Raw genomic sequence first — 14,994 nt, forward strand, 5'->3', positions numbered from 1 at the left:
AATTCATGACACAGAGCAACTGGAGCGTTCCCGAGACGGAAGTCGTACAGCAGATCCGCGACCGACTGGACGGAGATGGAATCGACGTCCTGGCGACGATCGTCGACGTCGAGGGGAACGCCTACCGCCGACCGGGGGCGAAGATGCTCCTCGACGAGGGCGGCTCCGGCGTCGGAAGCATCACCGCCGGCTGTCTCGAAGACGAACTGCTCGCCGTCGGCGAACGCGTTCGCGAGACCGGCGAACCCGAAGTGGTCACGTACGACCTGATGGACGACGACGAGGACGACGTCTGGGGTCTCGGCGTCGGCTGTAACGGCGTGATCGAGGTCCTGCTCGAACCCCTGACGGAGACGTACCGCCCCGCCGTCGAGGCGTTCTTCGGCGGGCGCGACGTGGCCGTCGTCACCGTCCTGGACGGCGGTGAAACGTTCACTCGGGGCGACCGCGCCTACTACTACCCCGATACAGGGTCGCTGGAATTACCGGACGGAGCCGACGCGAGCGGGTGGCCGATCGACTCGCTGGCGGGTCCCGCCGGCGAACTCGCAGCGCAGGGGAAGGCGGGGACCGTTTCGCTGCGAGACGGAACGGACGAACTGACGGTGTTCATCGACGGACTCGCCGCCCCGAAGGAACTGGTCGTCTTCGGCACGGGTCACGACGTGCGGCCGGTCACGGAGTTCGCGACGAAGAACGACTTCCGCGTGACCGTCGTGGGCTTCCGGGGCGCGGTCGACCTCGCCGAGCGCTTCCCCGAGGCGGATCGACTCGTCACCACGTCGCCGGCGGCCGTGGGCGACGACCTCGAACTCGACGACCGGACGTACGCGGTCGTGATGACGCACAACTTCGTCGACGACCAACTGACGGTCGAGTCGCTGCTGGACGCCGGTGTGCCCTACGTCGGAATAATGGGACCGCGCGAACGCTTCGACCGGATGCTGGAGGCGTTCGAGGACGACGGACGGGAGTTCGGAGAGGAGGAGCTATCGTCGGTGTACACGCCCGTCGGACTCGACCTCGGCGGCGGATCGCCGTTCCAGATCGCACACAGCATCGTCGCGGAGGTGCTGGCGGTCTCGAACGACCGGACGCCGCGGCACCTCAAGAGCCGCGAGGACCCGATTCACGAGCGCGTCGACGTCGAGTCTGACGCCGACCCGCCGGCGCAGTAGCCGGCGGATCGACGTCGCGGAAGTCGGCATCGAGGGAGCGTCGCAGAACCCGGTTCTACGGTCGTCACAAAAGCGATCGACGTCTACGAGTCCTCTCGTCAGCCGACCTTACATATAGCCGAGGTCGCGCAGGCGCTCCATCAGGTCCTCTTTGTCCTGGGCGCGGCCCGCGCGTTCGGTGGTGTTCGCCATATCCTGCAGCCAGGCGGGTTCCTCGGTCGTCTTGTCCGTCGACACCTCGCTGCCGAGCGAGCGGAAGCCGGCGAAGTACTTCGGCGAGACCGGGATATCCGCCATCGTCAGCCCGTTCGGCAGGTCGTCGGCGCTCTGGGGGACGTGGCCGTCCTCGGGGTAGCCCTCGACGGTGTCCGGCACCACGAAGTTCCAGAACGCCTCCCAGACGGAGGCCTCGTCGAACTGGAGGATGGGCTGAATGCGGTCGTGCGGCGGGTAGATGTCGGGGTCGTGTCGCGGCGAGAAGAACGTCTCGTCGGCGCGAGCCTCCTGCTCGTCCCAGCGCACGCCCGAGATGACGCCGTCGACGTCGTACGTTTCGAGCGTGTCGTTGAGCGCGACGGTCTTCAGGAGGTGGTTGCCGACGTAGGTGTCGAGCAGGAACGGGAAGGTGTCGTCCTCGTACTCCAGCAGGTCGCGGACGTGGTGCTGGTTGTGTTCGGAGAGCTCCGAGACGGGGATGTCGTCGCCGGGTTCGAGGCCGTGTTCCTCGACGTACGCGCCGACGTCCTCGTTGCGGGCGTAGATGACCTCGAGGTCCCACTGCTCGGCCCAGTGGTCGACGAAGTCGTGGATCTCGTCGAAGTGCTGGAAGTGGTCGATGAAGACCGCCGGCGGGGTCTCGAGGTCGTACTTCTCGGCGACCTCATTGATGAAGTACAGCGTGAGCGTCGAGTCCTTGCCGCCGGTCCACATCACGGCGGGGTTCTCGTACTGTTCGAGGCCGCGCCTCGTGACCTCGATCGCCTTCTCGATCTTGTCCTGGATCGTCGGATAGTCCTCGGGGGTCTCGCCCTCGCCGTCGGTGTAGTCGACGTCGAGGTAGTCGGGAAACTCGTCTGCCATTGTGTAATTACATCTAATTACAGAGAGCTAAATGCTTTTTGCCATCGGTTGATGGGAGTGCCGATCTGTCCCATATGGAATAAACTATATCTTATATTTTATATTAAAATATCTTATGTTTTCTAAGATATTGTACACGTCGGGAAGGCATTTTCCGCACTCAGATACTCAGCTCACACAGTAAACTCGATTATATGGCGTTGTTCTCGCCTGTCCAGATCCCGAGGGTCCACCAATTCGAACGGGTGAAATAATAATAATAATAATATTGGTATTAAAAGAATATTATATCTTTACATATATGAAATCGTAGAAGAGAGGACACCCATCCAGTGTCGGTTAAGTGAATAGTATCGCCCGAGTCGTCTCGCGACACGCCGGCCGTCCCGGTCCAACACCGCCCCCCAGCTCGGACGCACCTGCGTGGATCGAAGAACTCAACCTCGCTCCCGGTTGCCGGTGGCCGTCGTTTTCTATCATATTGGATACGGGAACGAGCGCCGGTCTCGGCCCCTGAAGCACCCGAATTACGGAAACCTAACAGATGTACGAATGTGAGTATCTGAGCGAACGAGACGGGTCGTGTTTCAACGATAGTGAAAACTGAAAATCCGTACTCCCGACTGTAGAAGGCCCCCTCGGGGACGACCTACCTACGAAAAATATAAATGATAGTGTTCGTGATTGCTACGCATAGATGGCAGCCCAACACGTTCTTGTGACGGGTCCGTTCGGCGAGGCGGGGGAAGCGATCCTCAACCACCTGGCGGGCAGAGACGAGTACGAGTTCACCTACCTGAACCGAAGCGACCACCCCGACTACGAGACGCACGTCGCGGACATCGCGGATTACGAGGCGATCCGACCGGCGTTCGACGGGCAGGACGCGGTGATTCACCTGGCCGCCCAGTCCGACGCGGGGGCGGACTTCGGGGACATCATCGAGCCGAACGTCGTCGGGACGTACAACGTTCTGAAAGCAATGGCGGACGCCGGCGTGGAGAAGCTGATTTACGCGTCCTCTCAGCGGGTTATGGGCCTCTACGAGGAGGATCACGCCCCGGAACTCTACGAGGAAGACTACCCCAGCGAGCACGACCGCTTCCGACTCACTCACGAGACGCTCCCGAAACCCGACGGCTACTACGGGGCCTCGAAGATGTTCGGCGAGCACATCTGCCGGACGCACGCGCGCCGAGAGGGGGCGCCGAACCAGGTGTACTCGCTTCGGATTTCGAGCGTCAGAACCGAAGAATACGACCACCCCTACGGCGACGCCGAGCGCGGCGTGGACCGCGGAGAAGAGCACGCGGTGGACGACGACGAGGTGTGGGACCAGTCCCAGACGGGGTCGTGGGAGCGCGGCAGCGAACAGTACGAGGAGATGGTCAAGCGCCTGAAAGCCACCTGGACCTCCCAGCGCGACTTCGCGCACCTGCTGGAGTGCTGTCTGGAGGACGACGACGTCACCTACGACGCGTTCTACGCGGTCAGCGGGAACGACGCGCGGTGGTTCGACATCGAACACGCCCAGGCCGTCCTCGGTTACGAACCCCGTGACAACGCCGGCGAGTGGGACAGTCCGCCGGAGTAGCGTTCGATTCAGACCGGCGCGAGCGCCCCGCCTCGCTACTCGAACTGACGGATCTTCAGCTCGATGATGTTCTTCTTGTTGAGCAGTGCGGGTGCCAGTTCCTCCTCGATGCGCTCTGTGGTGATCCGGCTGCGGGGGCCGCTGATGGATATCGCACCGATCGCATCGTCGGGCTCCGAGAAAATGGCCGTCCCGATGGCGCAGACGCCCGGAAAGTGCTCACCGTTGTTGATCGAATAGCCCCGCTCTCGGATCGTCTCCAGTTCCTCGTAGAGGACCTCCCTGTCGGTGATCGTGTCGTCGGTCAGCGCGGGCATCCCGCGCCGGTCGAGGACCGCCGCGACGCGCTCGTCGGAGAACTCCGCGAGGATCGCCTTGCCGGTCGCCGTCAGGTGGAGATAGAAGTGATCGCCGAGCGAGGCGTCGTCGTCGATGGAGTGCGGACTCTCCGATTTGTACAGCTGAACCGAGTACCCGCGCTCCTGGACGGTGACGTTGGTGTGTTCGCCGGTCTCGTCCTGCAGTTCGTCGAGTTCGGGTTTGGCCGCCTGGTAGAGCGCCAGACCGTCACGGCGCTGTCCACCGGTCTGCAGGAACTCGAAACTGCACCGGTAGGTGTCGTCGTCCTTCACCACGTAGCCCGTGTCGACGAGGGTCGTCAGGTGGATGTGGGCCGTGCTCACCGCCATCCCGAGGTCGTCGGCCGCCTCCGAGAGCGTCGCACCGTCCTCGCGCCGTAGATATTCAATGATTCCAAAAGACCGCTCGACGCTCTGCAGGCCGCGTGCGCCCGATTCGTCCGGCTTGGTCATACGTACTGCTTCGGCCGTATCTCCTTAAGCCCTGCGAGGAATTACAACGATGTTGAACCGGGAGCGAAAGGACTCGCTCGCACCCTACTGAATCGAGTCCTCGGGGCCGACGACCTCCAAGTTCTCGAAGAGTTCGTCGTAGCCGTTGAGCTCGAAGAGGTAGGTGCCGTCCCGGACCTCTTCTCGCGTGTCGTCCTCGGAGTCGAGTTTCGCGTGAGCGAGGTCGAGGACCCGTTCTGCACCGTCGCCGGGAATGACCGCGAGGCCGTCGTCGTCGCCGACGACGATGTCGCCGGGGTCGACGCTCACGCCGCCGCAGGAGATGGTGGCGTTCACCGAGCCGGGATCCTGTTTGAGCGGCCCCTGCGGGTTCACACCGCGACCGTAGACGGGGAATTCCATCTCGGCGATTTCGCGGCTGTCCCGGTATCCGCCGTCGATGACGAGCCCCGCGAGGTCGTTCGCCTTGCAGGATTCGCACATCAATTCACCGATGTGTCCGGTGTCGGTGTAGCCGTCACAGTCGATCACGAGGACGTCGCCGGGTTCGGCCATCGTGATCGCCTTGTGGATGATGAGGTTGTCCCCGGGAGCGGCCTTGACGGTGATCGCGGTCCCGGCCATCTCGATGTCCTCGTAGGCGGGCGTGAGCCCGGCGTCCATCGTGAGGCCGACGTTGCCGGTCACGTCGGAGACGATCGTGCTCGGAATCGCCTCGAACGCCTCGACGATGTCGCGGTCCGGCCGCTGCACGTCGTGCTCGATCGTGTGCATACGTCCGAGGAGACCGATCGGACTCATTAAGCTACTGATCGACGCGCGAGGCCAAACGATATGTCGACGCGACGCGCACGGACAGCTAATGACCGACACGCCGACCGTCTACGTGACCCGGAGAATACCCGAGGTGGGACTGGAACGGCTTCGAGACCGGTACGAGGTCGTCGTCTGGGAGGGGAAACTCCCGCCGGCGAAAGCGCACATCGCCTCCCGGCTCGAAGAGTTAGACGCGGAAGGGCTCGTCTGCCTGCTCTCCGATACGATCGACGCCGAGGTGCTGGATGGCTCGCCGGACCTCTCGGTCGTCAGCACCTTCTCGGTCGGCTACGACCACATCGACCTGGAAGCGGCCGCCGAGCGCGGCATCGCCGTCGGCCACACGCCGGGCGTACTCACCGAGACGACCGCGGACCTCGCCTGGGCGCTTCTGACGGCCTGTGCGCGTCGGACTGTCGAGGGCCACGCGTACGTCGAGGCCGACGAGTGGGAGACTTGGGGACCGACGCTCCTGACGGGGCCGGACATCCACGACGCGGCGCTCGGAATCGTCGGCCTCGGCAACATCGGCACGGCCACCGCCCGGCGTGCCGCGGGATTCGATATGGACGTGCGCTACAGCGGTCGATCGCGCAAGCCCGACCGGGAGGCCGAACTCGCCGAGGTCGGCGTCGACGCGACCTACGTCGAACGCGAGGAACTGCTCGCCGAGAGCGATTTCGTCTCTCTGCACGTACCCCTCGTCGAAGCGACCGAGGACCTCATCGGCGAGGAAGAACTCCAGCAGATGTCCGAGAACGCAGTCCTCATCAACACGAGTCGCGGTGGGGTCGTCGACACAGACGCGCTCGACACCGCGCTCGAACGGGAGTGGATCGCCCGCGCGGGACTGGACGTCACCGACCCCGAACCGCTCCCCGGCGACCACCCGATCCTCCGACACGCGCCCGAACGGCTCGTCGTGACGCCGCACATCGGGAGCGCGAGCATCGGGACCCGGAACCGGATGGCCGAGATGGCCGCCGCGTGCACCATAGCCGGCATCGAGGGCGAACCGGTGCCACACTCGGCGCTGGGAGACGCCGGCTTGGAGTGACGAGTCGGGCGACCGCGCGAGCGGTCACTCCGCGACGAGCAACACTCGGAGGTCGTTGACGTTGGTGCCCGTCTGGCCGGTGCGCACGAGCGCCCCGCGCTCGTCGAGGTAGCCGTAGACGTCGTTGTCGGCCAGGAGCGACCGGGCGCGGCGCGGATCCTCGACCGTCCGTTCGTCGACCACCGCCCCGGCGGCGTCGGTGGGGCCGTCGATACCGTCGGTGTCGACGGCGCACAGGACGGCCGGTTCCCCCAGTTCGAGCGCCGCGCTGAGCGCGAACTCCTGATTCGGTCCGCCGGTGCCGTCGCCTCGAATCGTGACGGTCGTCTCGCCGCCCGAGAGGACGGCCGCGGGCGGTTCGAGGGGGTTACCGCTCCGTCGGATCTCCTCGGCGACGGCGGCGTGCGTCTTCGCCGCCTCGCGCGCCTCGCCCCTGACGGACGAGGAGAGCACGAGCGTCTCGAAGCCCGCCTCCCGACAGACCTCGCGCGCGGCCGAGAGCGCGGTGAAGTTGTTGGCGACGACGTGGACCGACACGGAGTCGAACGCGGAGTCGTCGCCGACGGGCGTCTCCGGTACGTCGCCGTTCGCACCCGCTCGAAGGTGCGCGAAGACGGACGCGGGCGCGTCGACGTCGTACTCGGTGAGGACGTCCAGCGCGTCCTCGTAGGTGGTCGGGTCGGGCGAGAGCGGCCCGCTAGCGACGACTGACGGGTCGTCGGAGGCGACGTCGCTGAAGACGAGTCCGACCGTCGTCGCCGGCGCGGCGGCGCGGGCCAGTTGGCCGCCCTTTATCGCCGAAACGTGCTTTCGGACGGCGTTGATCCGGTCGATCGGTGCGCCCGAGCGGAGCAGCGCCTCGGTGAGTTCCCGGAGGTCCGCGAGCGACACGCCGTCGACCGGTGCCGCCAGAAGCGCGCTCCCGCCGCCGGTCACCGGGGCCAAGACGAGCGTGTCCTCGTCGGCCGCGGCGGCGCGCTCGATCAGTCGACGCGCCCCCTCGACGTTCGCCTCGCTCGGAACGGGGTGGGTACCGGTCACGGTCTCGATCGGTCCCGCGGGAGCGGGGTCGTCGGTGACGACGAGACCGCCGGTGAGATGCGTCTCCAGACGATCCGCGAGGTGGCTCGCGACAGTTCCCGCGGCGTTGCCGCCGCCGAGGACGATGACGTCGTCGTAGTCGGCGAGCTCGTAGCGCCGACCGTCGATCCGGAGCCGATCGCCGTCGATGGTGAGCGCCTCCCGCAACACGGCCTCGGGGTGCGCCGCCTCGATTCCGGCGCGGACGGCATCGCGCGCGACGTCGGCGGGGGGCGAACCGGATCGATCGTCTGTCTCGGTCATAGGCGTTGGTGCGCGAGGGCGCTATATTAACCCTATCGTGATCGGGTCGTACACGCTCCGTGGGGAGCGACGCGTCCCGCTCCCTGTGGCGCGCAGCCACGGCGGCAAAACGATACCGTGCGAAAAGGAGTCATCCCGAGTGCAGCGGATATCTAACACAATCTTTATTATTGATTAGCGAATCGCGTAACAGTATGGCTCGTGATTCGCAGCCAACCACACGGCGGAGTGTACTGAAAACCGGCGGCATCGCCCTCGGGGTCGGGGTGGGGCTGGCCGGCTGTTCCGGAAACGGCGGCGGAGACGGCGACGGCAGCGGGGACGGCGGCGACGGCGACGGCGGTGACAGCGGAGACGGGAACGGCGGCGGGGCCACCACGACCGCGGGGAACGGTGCAGAGGAGGTCGAGATCACCTTCGCGACCACCCAGCCGCCGGAGAATATCTCCGTAGAGGCGGCCCAAGAGCACTTCATCGACGTGATCGAGGAGGAGACCGACGGTCGCATCTCCGTGGACCTGCAGGCGGCGACGCTCGGCGGAACGGAGGACAACCTCGACGCGCTCGAGGCGGGGACTGTCGACATCCTCCACGAGAGCCCGACGGCGCTCTCTCAACGCTTCGCCTCCGAGTACTCCTTCGCGGGCGACCCGTTCGTCATCGAGGATATGGAGCACTATCACGCCGTGACCGAGGAGTTCCTCAAGCCCGAGGACGGGCTGAACGGCATCCTGCTGGATAACGGGATCAGGCTCGGTGACGCGTTCTACGTGGGCAACCGCTGTTACACCAGCAACTCGGCGGTCACGAGTCCCGAGGACGTCCAGGAGATGAAGCTCCGCCTCCCGCAGTACGAGACGTGGACCGCGGTGTGGGACGAGATCGGTGCCGAGGTCACCCCCGTCGCCTACGACGAACTCTACTCGGCGCTGCAGACCGGCGTCGTCGACGCCTCGGAGGGACCGATCTCGCAGTTCCTGGCGGTGAGCCTCTACGAGGTTCAGACGCACTTCAGCGTCACGAACCACCTGCTGGACACGAAGCACTTCCTGTACAACGACGAGTTCTATCAGGGTCTGAGCGACGACGACCGCGAACTCATCACCTCGACCGCCGCCGACGCGGTCGAGGGAATGACGAGCGACATCAAGTCCCGCGAGGAGGAGCTCTACGACCAGGCGCGCGACGAGGGGACGACCGTCGTTACCGCCGACGAGGTCGACCGCGACGCCTTCGTCGAAGCCGCACAGCCGGCGCTGGAGTCGCTATCGGAGAGCACCTGGGCGGTCGACATCGGCGACGTCCAGGATCTGGCGTAAGCCCGTCTCCACTTCGTTCCGTTCTGCCTCCGTCTCCGCCTCTTTCCGTTCCGTCTCTCCCCCGTCCGCACTTCGGCCGTAACGATCGATCGGTCGATCGAGCCGGTCCGTTCGGAAGCCGTGCGACGGACGGGCAGCGCGATACCGCACTGGACGACGAACGGCCGGCGAAGCGGCTCCGTTCGTGCCCGACCGACCTATTCGAAGTCCCGAGCACGCAGCGAGACCACCGGGCAGTCAGCCTCCAAGAGGACGGACTGCGCGACGCTCCCGAAGAGGATCTTACCGGTCTGGCTCCGCTGCTGTGGACTGACGACGATGTATCGAGCGTCCTGTTCCTCGGCGTAGGAGACGATCTCGGCCGCCGGATCGCCGATACGCCCGACGGCGACCGTCTCGGCGTCCGGGGGATGCGCCTCCATCAGCTCTGCCGCGACGGCTGCTGCCCGGTCTCGGAGATCGTCGACGGGGACGGCCTCGTCGGTTCGACTGACGCTCTCCTCCTCGGTCTGAATCGCCTCCGATCGGCTCATCACGTGGAGCGCGTGGATCGGTTCTTCGAACCGCCCTGCCAGCGTGTCGGCCTCGTCGAGGACAGCCCGGGCCTGGTCTGATCGATCTACCGCTGCTACGATAACCATACCGACCCTTCTGTCTCACTCGTCTTATAATTTTATCGTGGCCTCGTCGCGAGAGCGCTGTGGAACGCTGGAGGCGGGACACGGGGACGACCCCACTATCGTCGCAACGGCAGCATTTTTATTCGCGGTTCCGGAAGGCGCGTGTATGGCATCTGCATTGGGGATCATCGTGTCCTCCATCCTCCCGATCTTTCTGATACTCACCGTCGGGTTCCTGCTAAATCGAACGAAAGAGATCGATCCGGGGCCGCTCAACACGCTCTCGCTGTTCGTGTTGACTCCCGCGCTCGTGATTCACAGCATCGCGCTCACCGACCTGGGCGCCGACGCGCTGTTGCGAATCTCCGCCGGCGTCGGCGTGTTCGTCGGCGGTCTGCTCGCGGTGAGTTGGCTCTACGGGAAGGCCGTCGGCAAGGAGGACGCGGTGCTGAACACCTTCCTACTCGTTTCCGTCTTCGGGAACACCGGCGCGCTCGGGATCCCGCTGGCCGACTTCGCGTACGGGGACATCGGCCGGCAGACGGCGGTCCTCTTCGCCGCCGTCCACGGTGCGCTGGTGTTCACCCTCGGGCTGTTCATCGCGCTGAACTCCGGCGACGAGGCTGGATCCGTCGTCGCGAAGCGCGTGTTCCGGTATCCACTGGTCTACGCGGTCGTGCTGGCGGTCCTCGCACGCACCGCCGGCGTCGTCCCGGACGCCGGGTCGCCGCTGATGGAGACGCTCGGACTCGTCGGCGAGGCGTCGATTCCGATTATGCTCCTGATCCTCGGCGTGCAGCTCTCGGAGACGGAGTACCGCGGGGCGCTCTCGATGACGGCGATGCCGACGCTGTTCCGGTTCGGCGTCTCCCCGCTCGTCGGAGTGGTCGTCGCGACGGCACTTGGGTTTCAGAATCCGGCAGTTGCGCAGGTGTTCGTCCTCCTCACCGCGATGCCGGTGGCCGTGGCTCCGGTCATCTTCGTCGTCGAGTTCGCGAGCGACACCACGGTGGGGGGCGTGACCCTCCCGGAGTTCGTCTCCGCGAACGTCTTCGTGACGACTCTCGTGTCGATTCCGATTCTCACCGTCGTTATCACGATTCTCAAGTCCGGACTCGTCGTCTGATTAGCGAGCGAACGAGATACGGGGGTTCGATCGAAACGGGTGAAAAACACGGCGACGGACAGATCGACCGCGTCGCCGGTCAGAGCAGGCCGAATGCCTCGGGGAGAGCCAGCGAGAGCTCGGGGAACAGGATGATGAGAACGAGTACCACGAGCAGCGGGAGGTAGTACGGCAGCATCGAGCGCATCACCTTGTCGAGGGACTCGTTGGTCACCCGTTCGAGGACGAACAGGATGAGCCCGAACGGCGGCGTGATGAGACCGTACATCAGCGTGACGACCATCACGATACCGAAGTGGACCGGGTCGATGCCCAGTTCCGGATACAGCGGGACCAGCATCGGGACCATGATGAGGAGCACCGCCATCCCCTCCATAAACGTCCCCAGAACCAACAGCACGAGGGCCAACAGCAGCATCGTGACCAACGTGCTCGCGCCAATTCCGGTGACGATGTCGCCGATCAGACTGGGGATGCCGGCGAGCGTCAACCAGTACGCGTAGAGGTTCGCGAACCCGAAGATGACCACGATGCTGGCGGTGTCCTCGAACGTCTCCTTGCTCACCTCGTAGAGGTCCTTCAGCGTGATCGAGCGGTAGTAGAAGAACCCCAGCAGAATCGCGTACACCACCGCGACGAGCGCGGCCTCGGTGGCGGTGAACACGCCGAAGAGGATCCCCCCGATGATGATGAGCGGCGCGATCAGCCCCGGGAGCGCTTTGAGGAACGACTCGAACAGAGCGGAGAGATCGTACGCCCCCGAACTCGGCCAGTCGTGCTTTCGAGCCAGATAGAACACTGTCCCTCCCATCGCGAGCGCCATGAGTAGTCCGGGAACGACGCCGGCGATAAACAGGGTCCCGATGGACTCCTGAGCGAGGACCGCGTAGACGACGATCGGAATGCTGGGTGGGATGATCGGTCCGATGATCGAAGAGGCCCCCGTGATCCCGACCGCGTCTTCGCCCTCGTAGCCGTTCGTCGTCATCGCCTCGTACTCGACACTACCGATACCCGCGGCGTCGGCGACCGCAGAGCCGCTCATCCCCGAGAAGATCAGACTCACGACGACGTTCACCTGCGCCAGTCCGCCCCGGACGGGGCCGACGAGTTCGGTAGCGAAGTTGAACATATCGTCGGTGATCCCGGTGATGTTCATAATCCGACCCGCCATGAGGAAGAACGGAACCGCCAACAGCACCCAGGAGTTCATCCCCGACCAGAACCGCTGGGTGACCACGATGAAGTTCAACTCGGGGCCGATCGGGAGGAACATAATGAGAAGTACCGTCATCGCCAGCGAGTAAGCGGCCGGTACGCCGATCCCGTACAGCAAGAACAGGATCCCGAGGAACGCGACGAGGAGTATTTCAGACATCAGACCCACCTCGGATCTCGTCGACCCGGCGTTTCGTGTCTCCGATCACGACGACGAAGAGGACCGCAGCGGCCGCGCCGAAGAGGAGGTAGCCCCAGCCCACCTTGAACCAACTGATCGTCGGGAGTCCGGTGTCCCCGGCCGTGCCGTACGCGAGGTATGCGGACCAGACGAAGATCACCGACAGCGCGCCCATCAGGACGTTCCTGACGAGCAGGAACTGATTGGTCCGCGACGTGACCCGTCGAAGGACGGGGAGAAACGAGATGTCCGCGTCGTTTCTGAAGAGATACGGGATGGCGATGATCGTCATCAGCGCGAGGGTCGTCCTCGCAACCTCGTAGGTCCAGTAGAGTTCGATCGAGACGTCGACGTATCGGTTCAGTACCTGGATGATTCCCACCACCAACATAACGTTCAACATAATCACGCCGATTGCGACGGTGACCTTGTCGAACCAGTCGCTTCCCATACCGACCAAACGATCACCAACGATTATAAAGCCTTGTGGTATCAATTCCGAGAGCGCTTAGCGCCCGCGATCAGCGGAAACGACGATCCGTGTGACGATCACCGCCGATCGCTGGGGAGTGAAGTGCCAGCGAGCCTCGAACGTTTCGGCGCTAGTCACGGTTGTATCAAGAACCCTCCCTCGACCGGGAGCGTGACGCCCGTGATGCGCGAGGACAGATCGGATCCCAGAAAGAGGACCGCGTTCGCGAGTTCCTCGGGAGTGGCCCGTCCGGGCATCGCCTCCGAGATCTCGTAGCGATCGGTCGAATCCGGCCGCTGGACGGCGACGCGGTCCTGCATCGACGTGTTCACGATGCCCGGCAGGATCGCGTTCACTCTGATTTCATCGGTCGCGTACTCCATCGCCGCCGCCCTCGTCATCCCGTTGATACCCGCTTTCGAGGCGCTGTAACCCGCTCGTCCCATAATTCCAGTCACGCTCGCGACCGAGGACGTGTTGACGATCGAGCCGCCGCCGTCGGCCAGCATCGCCTGGATGCCGTACTTCATTCCGTAGAACGCCCCTCGGAGGTTGACCGCGACGACCCGATCGAAGTCGGCCGAGTCGTACTCGGCGAACTCGGCCAGGGCCCCCTCGGTGCCCGCGTTGTTGAACACGACGTCCAGACCGCCGTACGTGTCCACCGCGGTCTCGATGAGTCGCTTCACGTCCGCCTCCTCGGCGACGTCCGTCGGCACGAACGTCGCCTCGCCGCCGTCGGCGACGATCGACGCGACCGCCTCCTCGCCGCCCTCCTCGTCTACGTCTCCCACGACGACGCTGGCCCCGTGCTCGCAGTACTGTTTGGCCGTCGCCTCGCCGATGCCGGAGGCACCGCCGGTGACGACCGCCACTTTGTCGTTTACGACCATTGCACCCGCCGATTCGGCGACCAGCGAGTAAAGTGTTCGTGAGCCCCCGGCGGCGGGCATATGAGACCGTCGGTGACACCCCACCTCGGAGACCGTCGGTGACACTCCAGCCCGGCCGACAGGAGCGCTCCGAAAGGTTATAATACGATAATCCTCACTGTCACGTATGCGCGGCCTGGCTAAAACCACCCGAGCGTCCGGTGGGATGGAACTTCTGGATCTCGATCGACCGACACCCGCCGCCGACGAGGTGCTCGTCGAAGTCGACTACGCCGGACTCTGCGGCAGCGACGCGGGAATCTACGAGTACAAATCGGCGTTCGAGCGGATGGACCCGCCGACGGTGATCGGACACGAGTACACGGGGCGAGTCGTCGAGCGCGGCGAGGACGTCACGTCGTTCGCCGTCGGAGAGCGCGTCGTCGAGCGACCGATCCGCGGGTGCGGCGAGTGCTATCAGTGTCAGAGCGGTATGGAGAACATCTGCCGGAACATCGAACTCACCGGCATCGATCACGACGGCGCGTACGCCGGGTACGTCGCCGTGCCCGCCGATTCGATCCAGTCAGTGCCCGCCGGGGTCGATCCGCGTCACGCCGCCCTGGCGGAACCGACGGCCGTCTGCACCCGCGCCGTCATCGAGAACTCACGCGTCGGTGCCGGCGACCGGGTGCTCGTCGCCGGACCGGGGCCCATCGGACTGCTGACCGCCCAGGTCGCCGACGCGCAGGGCGCGAACGTGACCGTCGCCGGCGTCGGCCCCGACACCGCCTATCGGCTTCCGCTCGCGGAGGAACTCGGGTTCCCGGCGATCAACATCGAGGAGACGGATCTGGAGACGTATCGCGAGGAGTTCACCGACGGGATCGGCTACGACGTGGTGTTCGACACGACCGGTCATCCCTCCGGGCTTCCGATGGCCACCGAGGAAGTCCGCAAGGGCGGACAGATCGTCCTCGTCGGACAGGCCGGCGAGACGTCGATCCCCACGACCCCCATCGTCCGCGCGGAGGTCGACATCCAGTGTTCCTACAGCGCGATGTTCCGCGACTTCGATCGCGCGTTCAGGCTGATGGCCTCCGGCGACCTCGATCACGAGACGTTCCTCGACGACCGGTTCAGTCTCCTCGACGCCGAGGCGGCGTTCGAGTCGTTCTTGGCCGGCGAGACGTGCAAACCGGTCTTCGACGTCTCCGTCCTCCGCGAGTAGGTCCCGGGGTTTCACCACCGCCGCCGGACGCCACTGGAAACCGACGACCGACGGCGCCTCCCGACGTCGCAAGC

Annotated in this window: 14 protein-coding genes; 6 read left to right on the forward strand and 8 right to left on the reverse strand. The window is 64.9% G+C overall.

What is annotated here, in order from left to right; genetic code table 11:
- Positions 1–5: 5 nt before the first annotated feature.
- The gene (locus tag NO876_RS06340; protein WP_256420839.1) at positions 6–1,178 is read left to right on the forward strand and encodes an XdhC family protein; all 1,173 of its coding nucleotides are present in this window, start codon (positions 6–8) and stop codon (positions 1,176–1,178) included.
- Positions 1,179–1,286: 108 nt separating this feature from the next.
- Here the strand turns inward: NO876_RS06340 and NO876_RS06345 are convergent, their stop codons facing one another.
- Positions 1,287–2,258: a phosphoadenosine phosphosulfate reductase family protein gene (locus tag NO876_RS06345; protein ID WP_256420840.1), complete on the reverse strand. Its 972-nt coding sequence runs from the start codon at positions 2,256–2,258 to the stop codon at positions 1,287–1,289.
- Positions 2,259–2,955: 697 nt separating this feature from the next.
- Here NO876_RS06345 and NO876_RS06350 point away from each other — a divergent pair.
- Positions 2,956–3,852, forward strand: coding sequence for an NAD-dependent epimerase/dehydratase family protein (locus NO876_RS06350; protein ID WP_256420841.1), 897 nt, complete (start codon positions 2,956–2,958; stop codon positions 3,850–3,852).
- 35 nt (positions 3,853–3,887) lie between these two features.
- Here NO876_RS06350 and NO876_RS06355 read toward each other — a convergent pair whose 3' ends face one another.
- Both NO876_RS06355 and NO876_RS06360 read right to left on the reverse strand, forming a co-directional pair.
- Entirely contained in the window at positions 3,888–4,664 is a 777-nt protein-coding gene (locus NO876_RS06355; RefSeq protein ID WP_256420842.1) for an IclR family transcriptional regulator, read from the reverse strand.
- A gap of 84 nt (positions 4,665–4,748) precedes the next feature.
- Positions 4,749–5,438 (reverse strand): 4-carboxy-4-hydroxy-2-oxoadipate aldolase/oxaloacetate decarboxylase, encoded by a 690-nt coding sequence (locus tag NO876_RS06360; RefSeq protein WP_256420843.1) that lies wholly within the window; start codon positions 5,436–5,438, stop codon positions 4,749–4,751.
- An 88-nt stretch (positions 5,439–5,526) separates the two neighbouring features.
- Between NO876_RS06360 and NO876_RS06365 the strand changes: the two genes are divergently transcribed.
- A complete protein-coding gene (locus tag NO876_RS06365) occupies positions 5,527–6,537 on the forward strand; it encodes a 2-hydroxyacid dehydrogenase (RefSeq protein ID WP_256420844.1) in 1,011 nt (336 codons plus the stop codon).
- 24 nt (positions 6,538–6,561) lie between these two features.
- On the opposite strand, the gene NO876_RS06370 is transcribed toward NO876_RS06365, so the two are convergent.
- Positions 6,562–7,881, reverse strand: coding sequence for a glycerate kinase type-2 family protein (locus tag NO876_RS06370; protein WP_256420845.1), 1,320 nt, complete (start codon positions 7,879–7,881; stop codon positions 6,562–6,564).
- 194 nt (positions 7,882–8,075) lie between these two features.
- On the opposite strand from NO876_RS06370, the gene NO876_RS06375 reads away from it, so the two are divergent.
- Positions 8,076–9,200 carry a TRAP transporter substrate-binding protein gene (locus NO876_RS06375; RefSeq protein WP_256420846.1) on the forward strand — a complete coding sequence of 375 codons (1,125 nt, stop codon included), beginning with the start codon at positions 8,076–8,078 and terminating at the stop codon, positions 9,198–9,200.
- A 197-nt stretch (positions 9,201–9,397) separates the two neighbouring features.
- On the opposite strand, the gene NO876_RS06380 is transcribed toward NO876_RS06375, so the two are convergent.
- Complete coding sequence (locus NO876_RS06380; RefSeq protein ID WP_256420847.1) at positions 9,398–9,841, reverse strand: universal stress protein; 444 nt, start codon at positions 9,839–9,841, stop codon at positions 9,398–9,400.
- 145 nt (positions 9,842–9,986) lie between these two features.
- On the opposite strand from NO876_RS06380, the gene NO876_RS06385 reads away from it, so the two are divergent.
- Positions 9,987–10,946 carry an AEC family transporter gene (locus NO876_RS06385; RefSeq protein ID WP_256420848.1) on the forward strand — a complete coding sequence of 320 codons (960 nt, stop codon included), beginning with the start codon at positions 9,987–9,989 and terminating at the stop codon, positions 10,944–10,946.
- Positions 10,947–11,025: 79 nt separating this feature from the next.
- On the opposite strand, the gene NO876_RS06390 is transcribed toward NO876_RS06385, so the two are convergent.
- The 3 genes from NO876_RS06390 to NO876_RS06400 all read right to left on the reverse strand — a co-directional run bounded on the left by NO876_RS06390 (position 11,026) and on the right by NO876_RS06400 (position 13,710).
- Positions 11,026–12,324 (reverse strand): TRAP transporter large permease, encoded by a 1,299-nt coding sequence (locus NO876_RS06390; RefSeq protein WP_256420849.1) that lies wholly within the window; start codon positions 12,322–12,324, stop codon positions 11,026–11,028.
- The gene (locus NO876_RS06395) at positions 12,317–12,796 is read right to left on the reverse strand and encodes a TRAP transporter small permease (protein WP_256420850.1); all 480 of its coding nucleotides are present in this window, start codon (positions 12,794–12,796) and stop codon (positions 12,317–12,319) included. The genes NO876_RS06390 and NO876_RS06395 overlap by 8 nt, the downstream gene beginning before the upstream one ends.
- Positions 12,797–12,951: 155 nt before the next feature.
- Positions 12,952–13,710: an SDR family NAD(P)-dependent oxidoreductase gene (locus tag NO876_RS06400; RefSeq protein ID WP_256420851.1), complete on the reverse strand. Its 759-nt coding sequence runs from the start codon at positions 13,708–13,710 to the stop codon at positions 12,952–12,954.
- Between the two features lie 166 nt (positions 13,711–13,876).
- Between NO876_RS06400 and NO876_RS06405 the strand changes: the two genes are divergently transcribed.
- Positions 13,877–14,920, forward strand: coding sequence for a zinc-dependent alcohol dehydrogenase (locus NO876_RS06405; protein WP_256420852.1), 1,044 nt, complete (start codon positions 13,877–13,879; stop codon positions 14,918–14,920).
- Positions 14,921–14,994 lie beyond the last annotated feature (74 nt).

It is taken from the genome of Halobellus rarus (genome assembly GCF_024494595.1).
In the GTDB taxonomy this organism is placed as follows: Archaea; Halobacteriota; Halobacteria; order Halobacteriales; family Haloferacaceae; genus Haloquadratum; species Haloquadratum rarum.

Coding starts and splice junctions, on each gene's coding strand:
- NO876_RS06345 (WP_256420840.1), bottom strand. CDS start 2,258: ATGGCAGACGAGTTTCCCGACTACCTCGACGTCGACTACACCGACGGC.
- NO876_RS06405 (WP_256420852.1), top strand. CDS start 13,877: ATGCGCGGCCTGGCTAAAACCACCCGAGCGTCCGGTGGGATGGAACTT.
- NO876_RS06400 (WP_256420851.1), bottom strand. CDS start 13,710: ATGGTCGTAAACGACAAAGTGGCGGTCGTCACCGGCGGTGCCTCCGGC.
- NO876_RS06360 (WP_256420843.1), bottom strand. CDS start 5,438: ATGCACACGATCGAGCACGACGTGCAGCGGCCGGACCGCGACATCGTC.
- NO876_RS06350 (WP_256420841.1), top strand. CDS start 2,956: ATGGCAGCCCAACACGTTCTTGTGACGGGTCCGTTCGGCGAGGCGGGG.
- NO876_RS06375 (WP_256420846.1), top strand. CDS start 8,076: ATGGCTCGTGATTCGCAGCCAACCACACGGCGGAGTGTACTGAAAACC.
- NO876_RS06355 (WP_256420842.1), bottom strand. CDS start 4,664: ATGACCAAGCCGGACGAATCGGGCGCACGCGGCCTGCAGAGCGTCGAG.
- NO876_RS06365 (WP_256420844.1), top strand. CDS start 5,527: ATGACCGACACGCCGACCGTCTACGTGACCCGGAGAATACCCGAGGTG.
- NO876_RS06390 (WP_256420849.1), bottom strand. CDS start 12,324: ATGTCTGAAATACTCCTCGTCGCGTTCCTCGGGATCCTGTTCTTGCTG.
- NO876_RS06370 (WP_256420845.1), bottom strand. CDS start 7,881: ATGACCGAGACAGACGATCGATCCGGTTCGCCCCCCGCCGACGTCGCG.
- NO876_RS06380 (WP_256420847.1), bottom strand. CDS start 9,841: ATGGTTATCGTAGCAGCGGTAGATCGATCAGACCAGGCCCGGGCTGTC.
- NO876_RS06340 (WP_256420839.1), top strand. CDS start 6: ATGACACAGAGCAACTGGAGCGTTCCCGAGACGGAAGTCGTACAGCAG.
- NO876_RS06385 (WP_256420848.1), top strand. CDS start 9,987: ATGGCATCTGCATTGGGGATCATCGTGTCCTCCATCCTCCCGATCTTT.
- NO876_RS06395 (WP_256420850.1), bottom strand. CDS start 12,796: ATGGGAAGCGACTGGTTCGACAAGGTCACCGTCGCAATCGGCGTGATT.